General features: G+C 54.3%; 13 protein-coding genes. 10 read left to right on the forward strand and 3 right to left on the reverse strand.

Annotated features, from left to right (window positions below; translation table 11 throughout):
- From thrA to thrC, 3 genes are read left to right on the forward strand one after another with little or no spacing between them, the layout of a single operon-like run.
- Positions 1-2,463, forward strand: a complete 2,463-nt coding sequence (gene thrA, locus AC6I8K_RS03125; protein ID WP_497826220.1) for a bifunctional aspartate kinase/homoserine dehydrogenase I — start codon at positions 1-3, stop codon at positions 2,461-2,463.
- Positions 2,464-2,465: 2 nt separating this feature from the next.
- A complete protein-coding gene (thrB, locus tag AC6I8K_RS03130; RefSeq protein ID WP_497827216.1) occupies positions 2,466-3,395 on the forward strand; it encodes a homoserine kinase in 930 nt (309 codons plus the stop codon).
- A 3-nt stretch (positions 3,396-3,398) separates the two neighbouring features.
- On the forward strand, positions 3,399-4,682 hold the full coding sequence (thrC, locus tag AC6I8K_RS03135) for a threonine synthase (RefSeq protein WP_483816777.1): 1,284 nt from the start codon (positions 3,399-3,401) through the stop codon (positions 4,680-4,682).
- Between the two features lie 178 nt (positions 4,683-4,860).
- Here thrC and yaaA read toward each other — a convergent pair whose 3' ends face one another.
- Positions 4,861-5,637: a peroxide stress protein YaaA gene (gene yaaA / locus AC6I8K_RS03140; protein WP_064737627.1), complete on the reverse strand. Its 777-nt coding sequence runs from the start codon at positions 5,635-5,637 to the stop codon at positions 4,861-4,863.
- 213 nt (positions 5,638-5,850) lie between these two features.
- Between yaaA and tal the strand changes: the two genes are divergently transcribed.
- The 3 genes from tal to AC6I8K_RS03155 all read left to right on the forward strand — a co-directional run bounded on the left by tal (position 5,851) and on the right by AC6I8K_RS03155 (position 8,935).
- On the forward strand, positions 5,851-6,804 hold the full coding sequence (gene tal / locus AC6I8K_RS03145; protein WP_064737626.1) for a transaldolase: 954 nt from the start codon (positions 5,851-5,853) through the stop codon (positions 6,802-6,804).
- Between the two features lie 120 nt (positions 6,805-6,924).
- Positions 6,925-7,512: a molybdopterin adenylyltransferase gene (gene mog / locus AC6I8K_RS03150; protein ID WP_497826221.1), complete on the forward strand. Its 588-nt coding sequence runs from the start codon at positions 6,925-6,927 to the stop codon at positions 7,510-7,512.
- A 112-nt stretch (positions 7,513-7,624) separates the two neighbouring features.
- Positions 7,625-8,935, forward strand: coding sequence for an MFS transporter (locus AC6I8K_RS03155; protein WP_483816779.1), 1,311 nt, complete (start codon positions 7,625-7,627; stop codon positions 8,933-8,935).
- Between the two features lie 29 nt (positions 8,936-8,964).
- On the opposite strand, the gene satP is transcribed toward AC6I8K_RS03155, so the two are convergent.
- Entirely contained in the window at positions 8,965-9,525 is a 561-nt protein-coding gene (gene satP / locus AC6I8K_RS03160) for an acetate uptake transporter (RefSeq protein WP_483816780.1), read from the reverse strand.
- 298 nt (positions 9,526-9,823) lie between these two features.
- On the opposite strand from satP, the gene dnaK reads away from it, so the two are divergent.
- The 4 genes from dnaK to nhaR all read left to right on the forward strand — a co-directional run bounded on the left by dnaK (position 9,824) and on the right by nhaR (position 15,318).
- A complete protein-coding gene (gene dnaK, locus AC6I8K_RS03165) occupies positions 9,824-11,728 on the forward strand; it encodes a molecular chaperone DnaK (protein WP_483816781.1) in 1,905 nt (634 codons plus the stop codon).
- A 104-nt stretch (positions 11,729-11,832) separates the two neighbouring features.
- On the forward strand, positions 11,833-12,969 hold the full coding sequence (dnaJ, locus tag AC6I8K_RS03170) for a molecular chaperone DnaJ (RefSeq protein WP_064737621.1): 1,137 nt from the start codon (positions 11,833-11,835) through the stop codon (positions 12,967-12,969).
- A gap of 232 nt (positions 12,970-13,201) precedes the next feature.
- Entirely contained in the window at positions 13,202-14,380 is a 1,179-nt protein-coding gene (nhaA, locus tag AC6I8K_RS03175) for a Na+/H+ antiporter NhaA (RefSeq protein ID WP_483816782.1), read from the forward strand.
- A 35-nt stretch (positions 14,381-14,415) separates the two neighbouring features.
- Complete coding sequence (gene nhaR / locus AC6I8K_RS03180) at positions 14,416-15,318, forward strand: transcriptional activator NhaR (protein ID WP_064737619.1); 903 nt, start codon at positions 14,416-14,418, stop codon at positions 15,316-15,318.
- Positions 15,319-15,371: 53 nt separating this feature from the next.
- Here the strand turns inward: nhaR and rpsT are convergent, their stop codons facing one another.
- Positions 15,372-15,635: a 30S ribosomal protein S20 gene (gene rpsT, locus AC6I8K_RS03185; RefSeq protein ID WP_036619798.1), complete on the reverse strand. Its 264-nt coding sequence runs from the start codon at positions 15,633-15,635 to the stop codon at positions 15,372-15,374.
- Between the last annotated feature and the right edge of the window lie 171 nt (positions 15,636-15,806).

Consider the following 15,806-nt stretch of genomic DNA (forward strand, 5'->3'; position numbering starts at 1 on the left):
ATGCGAGTGCTGAAATTCGGCGGAACCTCAGTAGCCAATGCGGAACGTTTTCTCCGTGTGGCGGACATTCTGGAAAGCAATGCACAACAGGGACAGGTCGCGACCGTTCTCTCTGCACCAGCAAAAATTACCAACCATCTGGTGGCGATGATTGAGAAAACCATCAGCGGCCAGGACACGTTACCGAATATCAGCGATGCCGAACGTATTTTTGCCGACCTGCTGCAAGGCTTGCGTGACGCGCAGCCAGGCTTTGATTATGACGGACTGAAAACCCGCGTTGAGCTGGAGTTTGCGCAGCTGAAGCAAGTGCTGCACGGTATCAGCCTGCTGGGCCAATGCCCGGACGCCGTCAACGCCGCCATCATCTGCCGTGGCGAGAAACTGTCGATTGCCATTATGGAAGCGCTGCTGCAAGCGCGCGGCCACAAAGTGACCGTCATCGATCCGGTGGAGAAACTGCTGGCGATTGGTCATTACCTCGAATCCACCGTCGATATTGCCGAATCCACGCGTCGCATCGCTGCCAGCCAGATTCCGGCCGATCACTTTATTCTGATGGCCGGTTTCACTGCCGGCAATGAGAAGGGCGAGTTAGTGGTACTGGGCCGTAACGGCTCTGACTATTCTGCCGCCGTGTTGGCTGCTTGCTTGCGTGCGGACTGTTGTGAAATCTGGACTGACGTCGACGGCGTGTATACCTGCGATCCGCGTCAGGTGCCGGACGCGCGCTTACTGAAATCGATGTCGTATCAGGAAGCGATGGAGCTCTCCTACTTCGGCGCCAAAGTTTTGCATCCTCGCACTATCGCGCCGATCGCCCAGTTCCAGATTCCTTGCCTGATCAAAAATACCGCTAACCCGCAAGCGCCGGGTACCTTGATCGGTGGTGAAGGCGAGCTGGATGAAAATCCGGTTAAAGGCATCACCAATCTGAATAACATGGCGATGTTCAACGTTTCGGGTCCGGGTATGAAAGGCATGGTGGGCATGGCGGCACGCGTCTTCGCGGCGATGTCACGCACCGGCATTTCGGTGGTGCTGATCACCCAATCTTCTTCGGAATACAGCATCAGCTTCTGCGTACCGCAAAGCGAGCAGGCGCGGGCGCGTCGCGTGCTGGAAGAGGAGTTCTATCTGGAGCTGAAAGATGGCTTACTCGATCCGCTGGACGTGCTGGAACAGCTGGCGGTGATTTCGGTGGTTGGCGATGGCATGCGTACGCTGCGCGGCATCTCGGCCAAATTCTTCTCGGCGCTGGCGCGCGCGAATATCAATATTGTGGCAATTGCTCAGGGCTCGTCTGAGCGTTCCATCTCGGTCGTCGTGAGCAACGATGAAGTCACCACCGGTGTACGTGTGGTGCATCAGATGCTGTTCGCCACCGATCAGATGATTGAAGTGTTCGTGGTGGGCGTCGGCGGTGTTGGCGCGGCGCTGCTGGATCAGCTGCATCGTCAGCAGACGTGGCTGAAACAGAAGCATATCGAGCTGCGCGTGTGCGGTATCGCTAACTCGCGTGCGTTGTTAACCAACGTGCATGGTATCGATCTCAGCAACTGGAAGGCGGAACTCAGCGAAGCCAAAGAGCCGTTCAATCTGGGGCGTCTGATTCGTTTGGTGAAGGAGTATCATTTGCTGAACCCGGTGATCGTCGATTGTACCTCTAGCCAGGCGGTCGCCGATCAATATGCGGATTTCCTCGGTGAAGGGTTCCACGTAGTGACGCCGAATAAAAAGGCCAATACCTCGTCGTGGAATTACTACCAGCAGATGCGTGCGGCCGCAGAGAAATCGCGCCGTAAGTTCCTGTATGACACCAACGTCGGCGCCGGTTTGCCGGTGATCGAAAACCTGCAAAACCTGATGAATGCCGGTGATGAACTGATTAAGTTCTCCGGTATTCTCTCGGGCTCGCTCTCCTTTATCTTCGGCAAGCTCGATGAAGGCGTTTCGTTGTCGGAAGCGACCAAAATGGCACGTGAGATGGGCTTTACCGAGCCGGATCCGCGTGACGATCTCTCTGGCACTGATGTGGCGCGGAAGCTGCTGATTCTGGCGCGTGAAGCCGGGCATCAGCTGGAGCTGAGCGATATCGAGATCGAACCGCTGCTGCCCGCCAGCCTGACGGATATCGCCGACGTTGAGCAGTTTATGGAACGTCTGCCAGAACTGGATAACGCCTTTGCCGCGCGCGTTGCCAAAGCACGTGACGAAGGTAAAGTATTACGCTTTGTTGGCGCGATTGAAGAAGGCGGCGTCTGCAAAGTGAAGATTGATGCGGTGGACGGCAACGATCCGCTGTACAAAGTGAAAAACGGTGAGAATGCACTGGCATTCTACAGCCGCTACTATCAGCCAATCCCGCTGGTTCTGCGTGGATATGGTGCAGGGAATGATGTCACAGCGGCTGGCGTGTTTGCCGACCTGTTGCGTACGCTGTCGTGGAAGTTGGGAGTTTGATGATGGTAAAAATTTATGCACCGGCCTCAATAGGTAACGTTAGCGTCGGCTTTGATGTGCTGGGCGCAGCGGTTTCGCCGGTGGATGGCACCTTACTAGGTGACTGCGTTTCCGTGGAAGCTGCCGACAGCTTTAGCCTGGTGAACTCCGGGCGCTTTGTCAGCAAGCTGCCGACCAATCCGCAGGAAAACATTGTTTATCAGTGCTGGGAACGTTTTTGCCAGGCGATTGGTAAGCAGGTTCCCGTGGCGATGACGCTGGAAAAGAATATGCCGATCGGTTCCGGCCTCGGCTCAAGCGCCTGCTCGGTGGTGGCTGGCCTAATGGCGATGAACGAATTCTGTGGCAAGCCGCTGAACGATACCGAACTGCTGGCGCTGATGGGCGAGCTGGAAGGGCGTATTTCCGGCAGCGTGCATTACGATAACGTGGCGCCATGCTTCCTCGGCGGCGTGCAGCTGATGATTGAAGAGAACGGCATTATCAGCCAGGAGGTGCCGTGTTTTGACGAATGGCTGTGGGTAATGGCCTATCCGGGGATTAAAGTCTCTACCGCCGAAGCGCGCGCTATTCTGCCCGCGCAATACCGCAAAGAAGATGCCATCAAACATGGTCGCTTGCTGGCTGGCTTTATTCACGCCTGTCATACGCGTCAGCCTGGGCTTGCGGCTAAACTTATGCAGGATGTTATCGCGGAGCCATATCGCACCAAACTGCTGCCAGGCTTCGCCGATGCGCGTAAAGCGGCGCAGGATATTGGCGCGCTGGCGTGCGGCATTTCGGGTTCCGGCCCGACACTTTTCGCCGTTTGCAACGAGATGGCAACGGCACAGCGGATGGCGGACTGGCTAAGCCAGCACTATCTGCAGAATGAAGAAGGTTTCGTCCACATCTGCCGTCTTGATACGGCTGGCGCACGTAAATTGGGATAACGCATGAAACTCTACAACCTTAAGGATCACAACGAGCAGGTTAGTTTTGCTCAGGCCGTTAAACAGGGCCTCGGCTCGCAGCAAGGGCTGTTTTTCCCGCTCGAGCTGCCGGAATTTGAACTGACCGATATCGATGCCATGCTGGAGATGGATTTCGTCAGCCGCAGCAGCAAAATTCTGTCTGCCTACATTGGTGATGAGATTGCCGCGCATCAGCTGGCTGAGCGCGTGAAAAACGCCTTTGCTTTCCCGGCGCCCGTGGCAAAGGTCAGCGAAGATGTTGCTTGTCTGGAACTGTTCCACGGTCCAACGCTGGCATTCAAAGACTTCGGCGGCCGCTTTATGGCGCAGATGCTCTCGTATGTGAGCGGCGCGGATGAGCAGATCACCATTCTGACCGCCACTTCAGGCGATACCGGCGCTGCCGTTGCACATGCGTTTTATGGCATGGAAAACGTGCGTGTGGTGATTCTTTATCCGCAGGGCAAAATCAGCCCGCTGCAGGAAAAACTGTTCTGTACGCTGGGCGGGAACATCGAAACCATCGCGGTTGAAGGCGATTTCGATGCGTGTCAGGCGCTGGTTAAGCAGGCGTTTGATGATGAAGAGCTGAAGAAGGCGATTGGCCTGAACTCGGCGAACTCCATCAACATTAGCCGTCTGCTGGCGCAGATTTGCTACTACTTCGAAGCGGTGGCGCAACTGCCACAAGAGAAACGCAACCAGCTGGTGGTGTCCGTGCCGAGCGGTAACTTTGGTGACCTGACGGCGGGTCTGCTGGCGAAATCGCTGGGTCTGCCGATCAAGCGTTTTATCGCCGCGACCAATGCTAACGACACCGTGCCGCGCTTCCTCGGCAACGGCGCTTGGCAGCCAAACGCCACGGTAGCAACACTATCGAACGCGATGGATGTGAGCCAGCCGAACAACTGGCCGCGCGTGGAAGAGCTGTTCCGTCGCAAAACCTGGCGTTTGACCGATCTGGCGTACGGCGCGGTTTCTGATGAAACCACCCAAACTACCATGCGCGAGCTGGCAGAAATTGGTTATATCTCTGAACCGCATGCGGCAATTGCTTATCGTCTGCTGCGCGATAACTTGCAAGAGGGCGAATATGGCCTGTTCCTTGGCACGGCGCATCCAGCGAAGTTTAAAGAGAGTGTGGACGAGATCCTGGGTCAGGATCTGCCGCTGCCGAAAGAGTTGGCCGAGCGCGCCGATTTGCCGCTGCTGTCGCACAATCTGAAAGGCGATTTCGCCGAGCTGCGGGCGTTTTTACTGAAGTAAGTGCTGACTGGGGTAAGTGCTCGCTGTCCCCCATCCCGGCCTTCCCCCGCAAGCGGGGGAAGGAGATGCTGCCACATGCAGCTTCCAAACTCACATATTGCAGCATCTTCCTCCCCCATTTATGGGGGAGGACCGAGGAGGGGGGCAGCGAGCACAATCCAGGGCAGCGCTTGCTAAACTATTTCTGCTCGCGGCGTTTAAACACCAGCTCATTATCTTTGCTTTCTGCCGCATCAAAGAAATAACCGTCCACATCAAACTTCTTCAGCTGTTCTGGCTTGGTCAGGCGCTGCTGAATCACATAGCGACTCATCAAGCCACGCGCTTTCTTGGCGTAGAAGCTGATGACTTTAAATGTGCCGTTCTTCTCATCCAGGAACACCGGCTTGATCAACTCGGCGTTGAGCTTCTTCGGCTTGATGGCTTTGAAATACTCATCGGATGCCAGATTGATCAGCACCTCATCGCCTTGCTCAGCAATCGCCTCGTTGAGCTTCTCTGTCAGCAGATCGCCCCAGAAGCCGTAAAGGTCTTTCCCGGCCGGATTCGCCAGCTTAATCCCCATCTCCAGACGATAGGGCTGCATTAAATCGAGTGGACGCAGCAAGCCATATAAGCCGGAGAGCATGCGCAGGTGCTGCTGGGCAAAGTCAAAATCGCCGTCGCTGAAGGTTTCTGCCTGCAAACCGGTGTAGACGTCACCTTTGAACGCCAGAATCGCCTGACGGGCATTCTCCAGCGAGAAGGGCGGCTGCCATTGGTTAAAACGGTCGGCATTCAGGTGCGCCAGCTTGTCGCTGATGCCCATCAATGAGCTGATTTGCGCCGGGGAAAGATCGCGCGCCACGTCAATTAATTGGTGTGATTTTTCTAACAGCGCCGGTTGGGTAAAACGTTGAGTCGCCAGCGGGCTTTCATAGTCCAGTGTCTTCGCTGGCGAGATAACCATCAGCATCGTGTACGTCCTCTTTGACCCGCAGGTTTATCAGGGAATTGAAGGGAAAATTGTCGCAAGGAGTGTAGCAAAAAAGCGGCATGGATCGGCAAATCACTGCCATTTGTTAGCGCTATCGTAAAGGGCACTTCGTGGTGTTGCGCCGTCACTTGTGCGTGATATTATCGCAACAGCCTTTTACACCCTGACAGTCAACCTAAGAGAAAGAGAACCATGACGGACAAACTTACTTCCTTGCGTCAGCTGACTACTGTGGTCGCCGACACCGGTGATATCGCGGCGATGAAACTGTATCAGCCGCAAGACGCTACCACGAACCCTTCTTTGATTCTCAACGCCGCTCAAATCCCTGAATACCGCAAACTGATTGACGAAGCTATTACCTGGGCACGTCAGCAGAGCAGCAACAAAGAAGATCAGCTGGCGCTGGTTTCTGACAAGCTGGCCGTCAACATTGGTCTGGAAATTCTCAAATTGATCCCAGGTCGCATCTCGACTGAAGTCGATGCGCGCCTCTCTTACGACACTGAAGCGAGCATCGCTAAAGCGCGTAGCCTGATCAAACTGTACAACGATGCTGGCATCAGCAATGACCGTATCCTGATCAAACTGGCCTCAACCTGGCAGGGCATCCGTGCTGCTGAGCAGCTGGAAAAAGAAGGCATCAACTGTAACCTGACGCTGCTGTTCTCCTTCGCACAGGCGCGTGCATGTGCGGAAGCGGGCGTGTTCCTGATCTCGCCATTCGTTGGCCGTATCCTCGACTGGTACAAGCAGAATACCGACAAGAAAGAGTACGCCGCACACGAAGATCCAGGCGTGGTATCTGTGGCTGAAATCTACAACTACTACAAGCAGCACGGTTATGAAACCGTGGTAATGGGCGCGAGCTTCCGTAACGTCGGCGAAATCATTGAGCTGGCTGGCTGCGACCGTCTGACCATTTCTCCGGGCCTGCTGAAAGAGCTGGCTGAGAGCGAAGGTACCGTTGAGCGTAAACTGAGCTACACCGGCGAAGTGAAAGCGCGTCCAGCGAAGATGACTGAAGCTGAGTTCTTCTGGCAGCACAACCAGGATCCAATGGCCGTGACCAAACTGGCTGAAGGTATCCGCAACTTTGCCATCGATCAGGGCAAACTTGAGAAGATGATCGCCGAACTGCTGTAAGGTGATGTGCCGTGGCGGCGACCTGCTGCCACGGTTTTACGTTTTTTCCTCACTTCTTGTATTATCCTTTTTACTTCTCACGTCATTTGCTGCCTTGCAGCCAACCACAGCGATAACTCTATGGATACTTTACGTATTGGCTTAATTTCTGTTTCCGATCGTGCTGCTAACGGCATCTATCAGGATCAGGGCATTCCGGCATTAGAAAGCTGGCTCACTGCCGCGCTGGCGACGCCGTTTGAAATTGAAACGCGTCTGGTGCCGGATGAGCAGCCGATGATTGAACAGGCGATCTGCGAGCTGGTCGATGAGCTGTTCTGTCATTTGGTACTCACCACCGGCGGCACCGGACCCGCGCGACGCGATGTCACGCCGGATGCCACGCTAGCCGTCGCCGATCGTGAAATGCCGGGGTTCGGCGAGCAGATGCGCCAAATTAGCCTGCAGTTTGTGCCAACGGCCATTTTGTCGCGCCAGGTTGGCGTGATTCGCAAACAATCGCTGATCCTCAATCTACCGGGTCAGCCAAAATCGATTAAAGAGACGCTGGAAGGGCTTAAAGCCGAAGATGGCACCGTAAAAGTGCCAGGTATTTTTGCCGCTGTACCCTATTGTTTACAGCTATTGGAAGGGCCGTATGTGGAAACCAACCGCGATGTCGTAGCAGCTTTTCGTCCTAAAAGTGCCCGTCGTGAGACAAATAACTAAAAATCGGCGTTTTCAGGCATAAAATCCAGCGGCACTGGTGTGGCAAAAAATTGACGGTATAGTAATCCAATCTTTACATGCCCTTTATTTAGCCTCTGGATACCGCTGGATTATGGATACGCACGCAACGCGTCGACTCAACGGGCAGGACTATAAAACCCTGTCGCTGGCTGCCCTTGGCGGGGCGCTGGAATTCTACGACTTCATCATTTTCGTTTTCTTCGCCGCGGTGATCGGTGAGCTGTTCTTCCCGCCAGACATTCCTGAATGGCTGCGTCAGGTGCAGACGTTCGCCATCTTTGCTGCCGGTTATCTGGCGCGTCCGTTAGGCGGCATTATCATGGCGCACTTTGGTGACAAAGTGGGGCGTAAAAAGATGTTCAGCCTCAGCATTCTGCTGATGGCGCTGCCCACGCTGGCGATGGGCGCACTGCCCACTTATGCCAGCATCGGCATCGCTGCGCCGTTGTTGATGCTGCTAATGCGTGTGCTGCAAGGCGCGGCCATTGGCGGTGAAGTGCCAGGCGCATGGGTATTTGTCGCCGAACATGTTCCCGAGAAACGCATCGGCTTTGCCTGCGGCACGCTGACGGCGGGCTTAACCGCGGGCATTTTGCTGGGTTCGCTGGTGGCGACCGTGCTGAACACCACGCTATCACCGGCGGCGATTCGCGATCATGGCTGGCGCATTCCCTTCTTCCTTGGCGGCATTTTTGGCCTGCTGGCGATGTATTTACGCCGCTGGTTGCATGAAACGCCGGTGTTCCAGCAGATGCAGCAGCGTAAGGCGCTGGCCGATAAATTGCCACTGCAAACCATCCTGGCCAGCCACAAGCGCGGCATTGTGATTTCGATGCTGCTTACCTGGCTGCTATCGGCCTGCATCGTGGTGGTGATTTTGATGGCACCGACGCTGATGCAAAAACAGCATGGCATTCCCGCCGCGCTCAGCCTGCAAGCCAACAGTTTCGCTACCATCCTGCTGCTGCTGGGCTGCGTTATCGCCGGATGGCTGGTGGATCGCTTCGGTGCGGCGCGAACCCTGATGGTGGGCTCGCTGCTGCTGGCCGTAGGTAGCTGGAACTTCTTCCATCAGCTTGGCGGCACGCCGCAAATGTTGTTTGTCTGGTATGGCTTAGCGGGATTAAGCGTTGGTGTGGTAGGCGTAGTGCCGTTTGTCATGGTGCGCGCGTTTCCGGCACCGGTGCGTTTTACGGGCATCTCATTCTCTTACAATGTCGCTTACGCGATTTTTGGCGGTCTGACGCCGATTAGCGTGACGCTGATGATGAGCCTGACGCCAATGGCACCGGCATGGTATGTGCTGGCGCTGGCGGTCATTGGCTTTATGGTGGGCATCTGGCTGTGGCACGATAGCCGTCAGCAGCATGCGCAGTTAGATATGTCGCTGCACTCGTCCTAACAAAAACGGAGCCCATCGGCTCCGTTTTTTTATTCGCCAATCGGCAAAATTGTGCGACCAAATTTCTCGTTCAACACCTCGCCCATCGCCAGATAGAACGCGCTTGATCCGCAAATGATGCCTATCCAGCCGGCAAAACGCAGCAGCCCTGCGTTGTCGGTCAGGTGTCCGATCGCCAACAGCGCAAACAGCAGCGTCAGGCTGGCAAAGATAAACTGCAACATTTTCGGTGACTTAAGAGTGCCGAAGAATAGGAATGCGGTGAACACGCCCCACAGCGCGAGGTATGCGCCAAGGAAGTGGCCATCGGCCGCAGCTGCCAGCCCCAGTTTCGGCAGCAGCAGAATGGTCACCAATGTTAACCAGAAGCTGCCGTAAGAGGTGAAAGCGGTGAGGCCGAACGTGTTGCCTTTCTTATATTCCAGCAGCCCGGCAAAGATTTGCGCGATGCCACCGTAGAAAATACCCATCGCCAGGATGATCACATCCATCGCAAACAGGCCGGTGTTATGTAAGTTGAGCAGGATGGTGGTCATACCGAATCCCATCAGGCCCAACGGGGCGGGATTCGCCAGCGTGGTGTTGCTCATAATTCCTCAGAAGCCGCGTTTAAATGTGGTGAGTTGTTTTCGCTACGCAACCGCTGAAGGCCGCGAGGCGCTGCATAATAAGCGGCCTCTTTTTGGCCAACTTTGATCTGAATCGACCAGAGAATGAAATTTTTTTTAGTTTTAACCCTTGATGCGCATCGAACCGGCCCCATTTACTTGTCATCGAGCGTTGTGAGGCAGCAAAAAAAGCCTGCTTCAGCAGTTGAAAGTGGTCAGTTTGACCGCATCTCTGTTTCACAACCCTAATTGGCAAAGAATTTAAGTGGGAGATGTTTAGATGGGTAAGATTATTGGTATTGACTTGGGTACAACCAACTCATGTGTTGCAGTTATGGATGGTGGTAAAGCACGCGTGCTGGAAAACGCCGAAGGCGATCGCACCACGCCGTCGATCATTGCGTATGCACAGGATGGCGAAACTCTGGTAGGTCAACCGGCTAAACGTCAGTCTGTGACCAACCCGCAGAATACCCTGTTCGCGATCAAGCGCCTGATTGGCCGTCGCTTCCAGGACGAAGAAGTACAGCGTGATATTAAAATCATGCCATACAAAATCATCGGCGCGGATAACGGCGATGCATGGCTGGACGTGAAAGGCCAGAAAATGGCACCGCCGCAGATCTCTGCTGAAGTGCTGAAAAAAATGAAGAAAACCGCGGAAGATTTCCTCGGTGAAGCAGTAACCGAAGCGGTTATCACCGTTCCAGCCTACTTCAACGATGCGCAGCGTCAGGCGACCAAAGATGCCGGCCGTATCGCGGGTCTGGAAGTAAAACGTATCATCAACGAACCAACCGCAGCCGCACTGGCATACGGTCTGGATAAAGGTCAGGGCAACCGCACCATTGCGGTATACGACCTGGGCGGCGGTACTTTCGATATCTCTATCATTGAGATCGATGAAGTTGATGGCGAGAAAACCTTTGAAGTTCTGGCAACCAACGGTGATACCCACCTGGGTGGTGAGGACTTCGATAGCCGTCTGATTAACTATCTGGTGGCCGAATTTAAGAAAGATCAGGGCATCGATCTGCACAACGATCCACTGGCAATGCAGCGTCTGAAAGAAGCCGCAGAGAAAGCCAAGATCGAGCTGTCTTCAGCGCAGCAGACTGACGTGAACCTGCCGTACATCACGGCGGATGCAACGGGTCCTAAGCACCTGAACATCAAAGTGACCCGTGCGAAACTGGAATCACTGGTTGAAGATCTGGTTGCACGTTCAATCGAGCCGCTGAAAGTCGCTCTGCAGGATGCGGGCCTGTCTGTTTCAGACATCAACGACGTCATCCTGGTCGGCGGTCAAACGCGTATGCCAATGGTTCAGGCCAAAGTGACTGAGTTCTTTGGTAAAGAGCCACGTAAAGACGTGAACCCGGATGAAGCGGTAGCGGTTGGTGCTGCGGTTCAGGGTGGCGTGTTGGCGGGTGAAGTGAAAGACGTTCTGCTGCTGGATGTTACCCCGCTGTCGCTGGGTATCGAAACCATGGGTGGCGTGATGACGTCGCTGATCAGCAAGAACACCACTATCCCAACTAAGCACAGCCAGGTGTTCTCGACGGCTGAAGATAACCAGTCTGCCGTGACCATTCACGTGCTGCAGGGTGAGCGTAAGCGTTCAGGCGATAACAAATCACTGGGCCAGTTCAACCTCGATGGTATTCAGTCTGCACCGCGCGGTATGCCGCAGATCGAAGTCACCTTTGACATCGATGCCGATGGTATCCTGCACGTGTCTGCGAAAGACAAAAACAGCGGTAAAGAGCAGAAGATCACCATTAAGGCATCTTCAGGTCTGAACGAAGAAGAGATCGAAAAAATGGTGCGTGATGCGGAAGCTAACGCCGAGTCTGACCGTAAGTTCGAAGAGCTGGTTCAGACCCGTAACCAAGGCGATCAGATTTCGCACAGCACCCGTAAGCAGTTGGACGAAGCGGGCGACAAACTGTCTGCTGACGATAAAGCACCGATCGAAGCTGCGTTGACCGAGCTGAACACGGCGCTGAAAGGCGAAGACAAAGCGGAAATCGAAGCCAAAATGCAGGCGTTGATGGAAGTGTCCAGCAAGCTGATGGAGCTGGCACAGCAGCAAGGTCAAGCCGCTGATGCAGGCGAAGCTTCTGCGAAGAAAGATGACGACGTTGTCGACGCTGAGTTCGAAGAAGTTAAAGACAAAAAATAATTGCCCCTGACCGGGCGCGACGACTGGCCTGACAGCCGTTGAAACCAGCACGGGCGTAGGAGATTTCTCCACGCCCGTGCGATCATGTTAAGGGCAGAACAAATATGGCTAAGAGTGATTTATACGAGATCTTAGGCGTCTCTAAATCCGCTGATGAGCGTGAAATCAAAAAGGCTTATAAGCGCCTGGCGATGAAATACCATCCGGACCGTAATCCGGACAATAAAGAAGCCGAAGCGAAGTTTAAAGAAATTAAGGAAGCCTACGAAATTCTGACCGATGCGCAGAAGCGCGCGGCCTACGACCAATACGGTCATGCAGCTTTTGAACAAGGTGGCATGGGCGGCGGCGGTGGTTTCGGTGGCGGCGGCGGTGCTGATTTCAGCGATATCTTTGGCGACGTATTTGGCGATATTTTTGGTGGTGGACGCCGTCAGCGTGCCTCACGTGGCGCCGATTTACGCTATAACATGGAGCTAACGCTGGAAGAAGCGGTACGCGGCGTGACCAAAGAGATCCGCATTCCAACCCTGGAAGAGTGCGATGTCTGCCACGGCAGCGGCGCAAAAGCGGGAACCAAACCGCAGACCTGTCATACCTGTCATGGTGCAGGCCAGGTGCAAATGCGTCAGGGCTTCTTTACCGTGCAGCAGGCGTGTCCGACCTGTCACGGTCGCGGTTCAGTGATCAAAGATCCCTGCAATGCATGTCATGGTCACGGTCGCGTTGAGCGTAGTAAAACCCTGTCGGTGAAAATCCCTGCAGGCGTGGACACCGGCGATCGCATTCGTCTGACCGGCGAGGGTGAAGCGGGTGAACACGGCGCACCAGCGGGCGATCTATACGTTCAGGTTTCGGTTAAAAAACACCCTATTTTCGAGCGTGAAGATAACAACCTGTACTGCGAAGTGCCGATTAACTTTGCGATGGCAGCATTGGGCGGCGAGATTGAAGTACCGACGCTTGATGGTCGTGTGAGCCTGAAAGTGCCTTCTGAAACGCAAACCGGCAAGCTGTTCCGCATGCGCGGTAAAGGCGTGAAATCGGTGCGTGGTGGTGCAGTAGGTGATTTGCTGTGTCGTGTGGTGGTGGAAACGCCAGTCAGCCTCAACGACAAACAGAAAGCGCTGCTGCGTGAACTGGAAGAGAGTTTTGGTGGCCCGAGCGGCGAGAAAAACAGCCCGCGCTCCAAAAGCTTCCTCGACGGCGTGAAGAAGTTCTTTGACGATTTAACGCGTTAATCCCGTCTGGTTTGCATAACGAAGCGGAGAGGAAACTCTCCGCTTTTTTTTTGTTTCGCCGCCAACGCGTCGCTCCTGATATATGCTCAATTTGCCTGCCGCTTGATGTGCGCCAACAATGCCATCGAAATGTATCGGTATTATCGAGCATTCACTGAGAAATAAGCTGCTTTTAACGAGGTGTTTGAGTCGCTACACTTCTCAGCCTAAATGTCTCTACTCAGGAGGAGTTGTGAACAAACCCCGTTCTATTCGAAGCTTATTGAAAAGCTTTATTGCCAGTGACGCCAGCAACGGTATGGTGCTGATTCTGGCGGCCGTTGCGGCAATGATTCTGGCTAACAGCGCGGAGACCGCTCAAGGTTACCAATCGTTTCTTGCGGAGCCGGTGCAGATTCGCTTTGGCGCATTAGACATCAGTAAAAATCTGCTGCTGTGGATCAACGATGCCATGATGGCACTGTTTTTCCTCATGATTGGTTTAGAAGTGAAACGTGAACTGATCACCGGCGAGCTCGCCAGTCGCGATCGCGCCATTTTCCCGGTCATTGCTGCGCTTGGCGGCATGATGGTGCCGGGACTGATTTTCCTGATGCTGAATCACGGCGATCCTATCGCACGTAACGGTTGGGCGATTCCAACCGCTACCGACATTGCCTTTGCCTTAGGCGTACTGGCGCTGTTGGGCAGCCGCGTGCCGACTGCACTGAAAGTGTTCCTGATGGCGCTCGCGATTATTGATGACCTTGGCGCCATCGTGATTATCGCGCTGTTCTACACCAGCGATCTCTCCGTGCTGTCGCTGAGCGTGGCGGCGGGTGCGATCGTGCTGCTGGCCATTCTTAATCGCTGCGGTGTGCGTAATATCGCCATCTATATGTTGGTTGGTCTTGTGCTGTGGACGGCGGTGCTTAAGTCCGGTGTCCACGCGACGTTGGCGGGTGTCATTGTCGGCTTCTTCGTGCCGCTGGAAGAAAAGAACGGTCATTCACCGGCCGAGCATTTAGCGCATGGCTTAATGCCCTGGGTAAACTGGCTGATTCTGCCGTTGTTCGCCTTTGCCAACGCCGGTATTTCCCTTAGCGGCATTACCTTTATGGATACGCTGTCGCCAGAGCCACTCGGCATCATTCTCGGCTTGCTGATTGGGAAGCCCTTGGGCATCACACTGTTCTGCTGGCTGGCGGTTAAATGGCGGTTGGCGGTATTACCGGCGGGCACCACGATACGCGATATCATGGCGATCGGTGTGCTGTGCGGTATCGGTTTCACCATGTCGATCTTTATCAGCTCGCTGGCCTTTGATGCCGCACATGAGCAACTGGTGACGTTCTCCAAACTGGGGATTCTCAGCGGTTCGCTGCTTTCGGCGATAATTGGTTATACGCTGCTACGAATTAAATTGCGTTAATAGAGGAAGGAGGCGAAAGCCTCCTTTTTTTGCCGATGAATCAGCTCAACTTTAATCATCTCTACTATTTCTGGCAGGTGTGTAAAACCGGCTCGGTGGTGCGCGCGGCGGATGTACTGTGTCTGGCTCCCCAGACCGTTACCGGCCAAATTAAATCGCTGGAAGAGCAGCTGGGCGGCGTGCTGTTTCGCCGTCAGGGACGCGGTTTAGTGCCGACGGAACTTGGGCAGCTGGTGTTTCGCTATGCCGACCGCATGTTCATGCTAAGCCAGGAGATGCTGGATATCGTTAACTACCGCAAAGAGTCGCATCTGCTGTTTGATGTTGGCGTAGCGGATGCGCTGTCAAAGCAACTGGTGAGCAAGGTGCTTGAGGCGGCGGTGGTGGCTGAGGAGAGAATCCATCTGCGCTGCTTTGAATCAACCCACGAGATGCTGCTGGAACAGCTTAGCCAGCACAAACTGGATATGATCCTCTCCGATTGCCCAATTGATTCAACACAGCAGGAAGGGCTGTTTTCGGTCAAGCTGGGCGAGTGCCCCATCAGCTTCTGGTGCAACACGCCTTTGCCGACGCTGCCATTTCCGGCCTGCCTCGAAGAACGTCGCTTGTTGATTCCAGGCCGTCGCTCAATGCTGGGACGTAAGTTGCTGAACTGGATTCATGGCCAGGGCTTGCAGGTGGAGATTCTGGGTGAGTTTGATGATGCGGCTTTAATGAAGGCATTTGGTGCGCTGAACAACGCGATATTTGTGGCTCCCACGCTTTATGGCGGCGAGATTTATCGTGACGACGCCATTCAGGAGATTGGCCGTCTGGATGCGGTAATGGAGGAGTATCACGTCATTTTTGCCGAACGTATGATTCAGCATCCCGCAGTTCAGCGGATCTGCCACCGCGACTTCAGCACGTTATTTACCACTGAATCACAGGCATAAAAAAACCGGCTAAGCGCCGGTTCTTTTTTACAAAGCGATGAACAGACGGGCGATTAAGCCAGTTTGTTGATCTGTGCAGTCAGGTTTGCTTTATGACGTGCAGCTTTGTTTTTGTGGATCAGACCTTTAGCAGCCTGACGGTCCACGAGTGGTTGCATTTCGTTGAATGCGTTCTGCGCAGCAGCTTTGTCGCCTGTTGCGATAGCCGCGTATACTTTCTTGATGAAAGTACGCATCATTGAACGGTTGCTTGCGTTATGCTTGCGACGTTTCTCAGATGTTACGGCGCGTTTCTTAGCTGATTTGATATTAGCCAAGGTCCAACTCCCAAATGTGATCTATATGGACAAATCAAAGGCCGAGGACTATGCCTTTTGCGCCTTCTTATGTCAATGGATTTGTGCAAATAAGCGTCGTTTCAAAAACAACACTCGATTACGTAATTGATGGCGCAGGATTCTACCAGCAACGCGGCGCTGAATACAGTA

Source organism: Pantoea sp. X-Soil-ISGK-421 (genome assembly GCF_059730785.1).

Excerpts from the sequence above, each read along its gene's own strand:
- thrA (WP_497826220.1), top strand. The coding sequence starts at position 1 with ATGCGAGTGCTGAAATTCGGCGGAACCTCAGTAGCCAATGCGGAACGT.
- thrB (WP_497827216.1), top strand. The coding sequence starts at position 2,466 with ATGGTAAAAATTTATGCACCGGCCTCAATAGGTAACGTTAGCGTCGGC.
- thrC (WP_483816777.1), top strand. The coding sequence starts at position 3,399 with ATGAAACTCTACAACCTTAAGGATCACAACGAGCAGGTTAGTTTTGCT.
- yaaA (WP_064737627.1), bottom strand. The coding sequence starts at position 5,637 with ATGCTGATGGTTATCTCGCCAGCGAAGACACTGGACTATGAAAGCCCG.
- tal (WP_064737626.1), top strand. The coding sequence starts at position 5,851 with ATGACGGACAAACTTACTTCCTTGCGTCAGCTGACTACTGTGGTCGCC.
- mog (WP_497826221.1), top strand. The coding sequence starts at position 6,925 with ATGGATACTTTACGTATTGGCTTAATTTCTGTTTCCGATCGTGCTGCT.
- AC6I8K_RS03155 (WP_483816779.1), top strand. The coding sequence starts at position 7,625 with ATGGATACGCACGCAACGCGTCGACTCAACGGGCAGGACTATAAAACC.
- satP (WP_483816780.1), bottom strand. The coding sequence starts at position 9,525 with ATGAGCAACACCACGCTGGCGAATCCCGCCCCGTTGGGCCTGATGGGA.
- dnaK (WP_483816781.1), top strand. The coding sequence starts at position 9,824 with ATGGGTAAGATTATTGGTATTGACTTGGGTACAACCAACTCATGTGTT.
- dnaJ (WP_064737621.1), top strand. The coding sequence starts at position 11,833 with ATGGCTAAGAGTGATTTATACGAGATCTTAGGCGTCTCTAAATCCGCT.
- nhaR (WP_064737619.1), top strand. The coding sequence starts at position 14,416 with ATGAATCAGCTCAACTTTAATCATCTCTACTATTTCTGGCAGGTGTGT.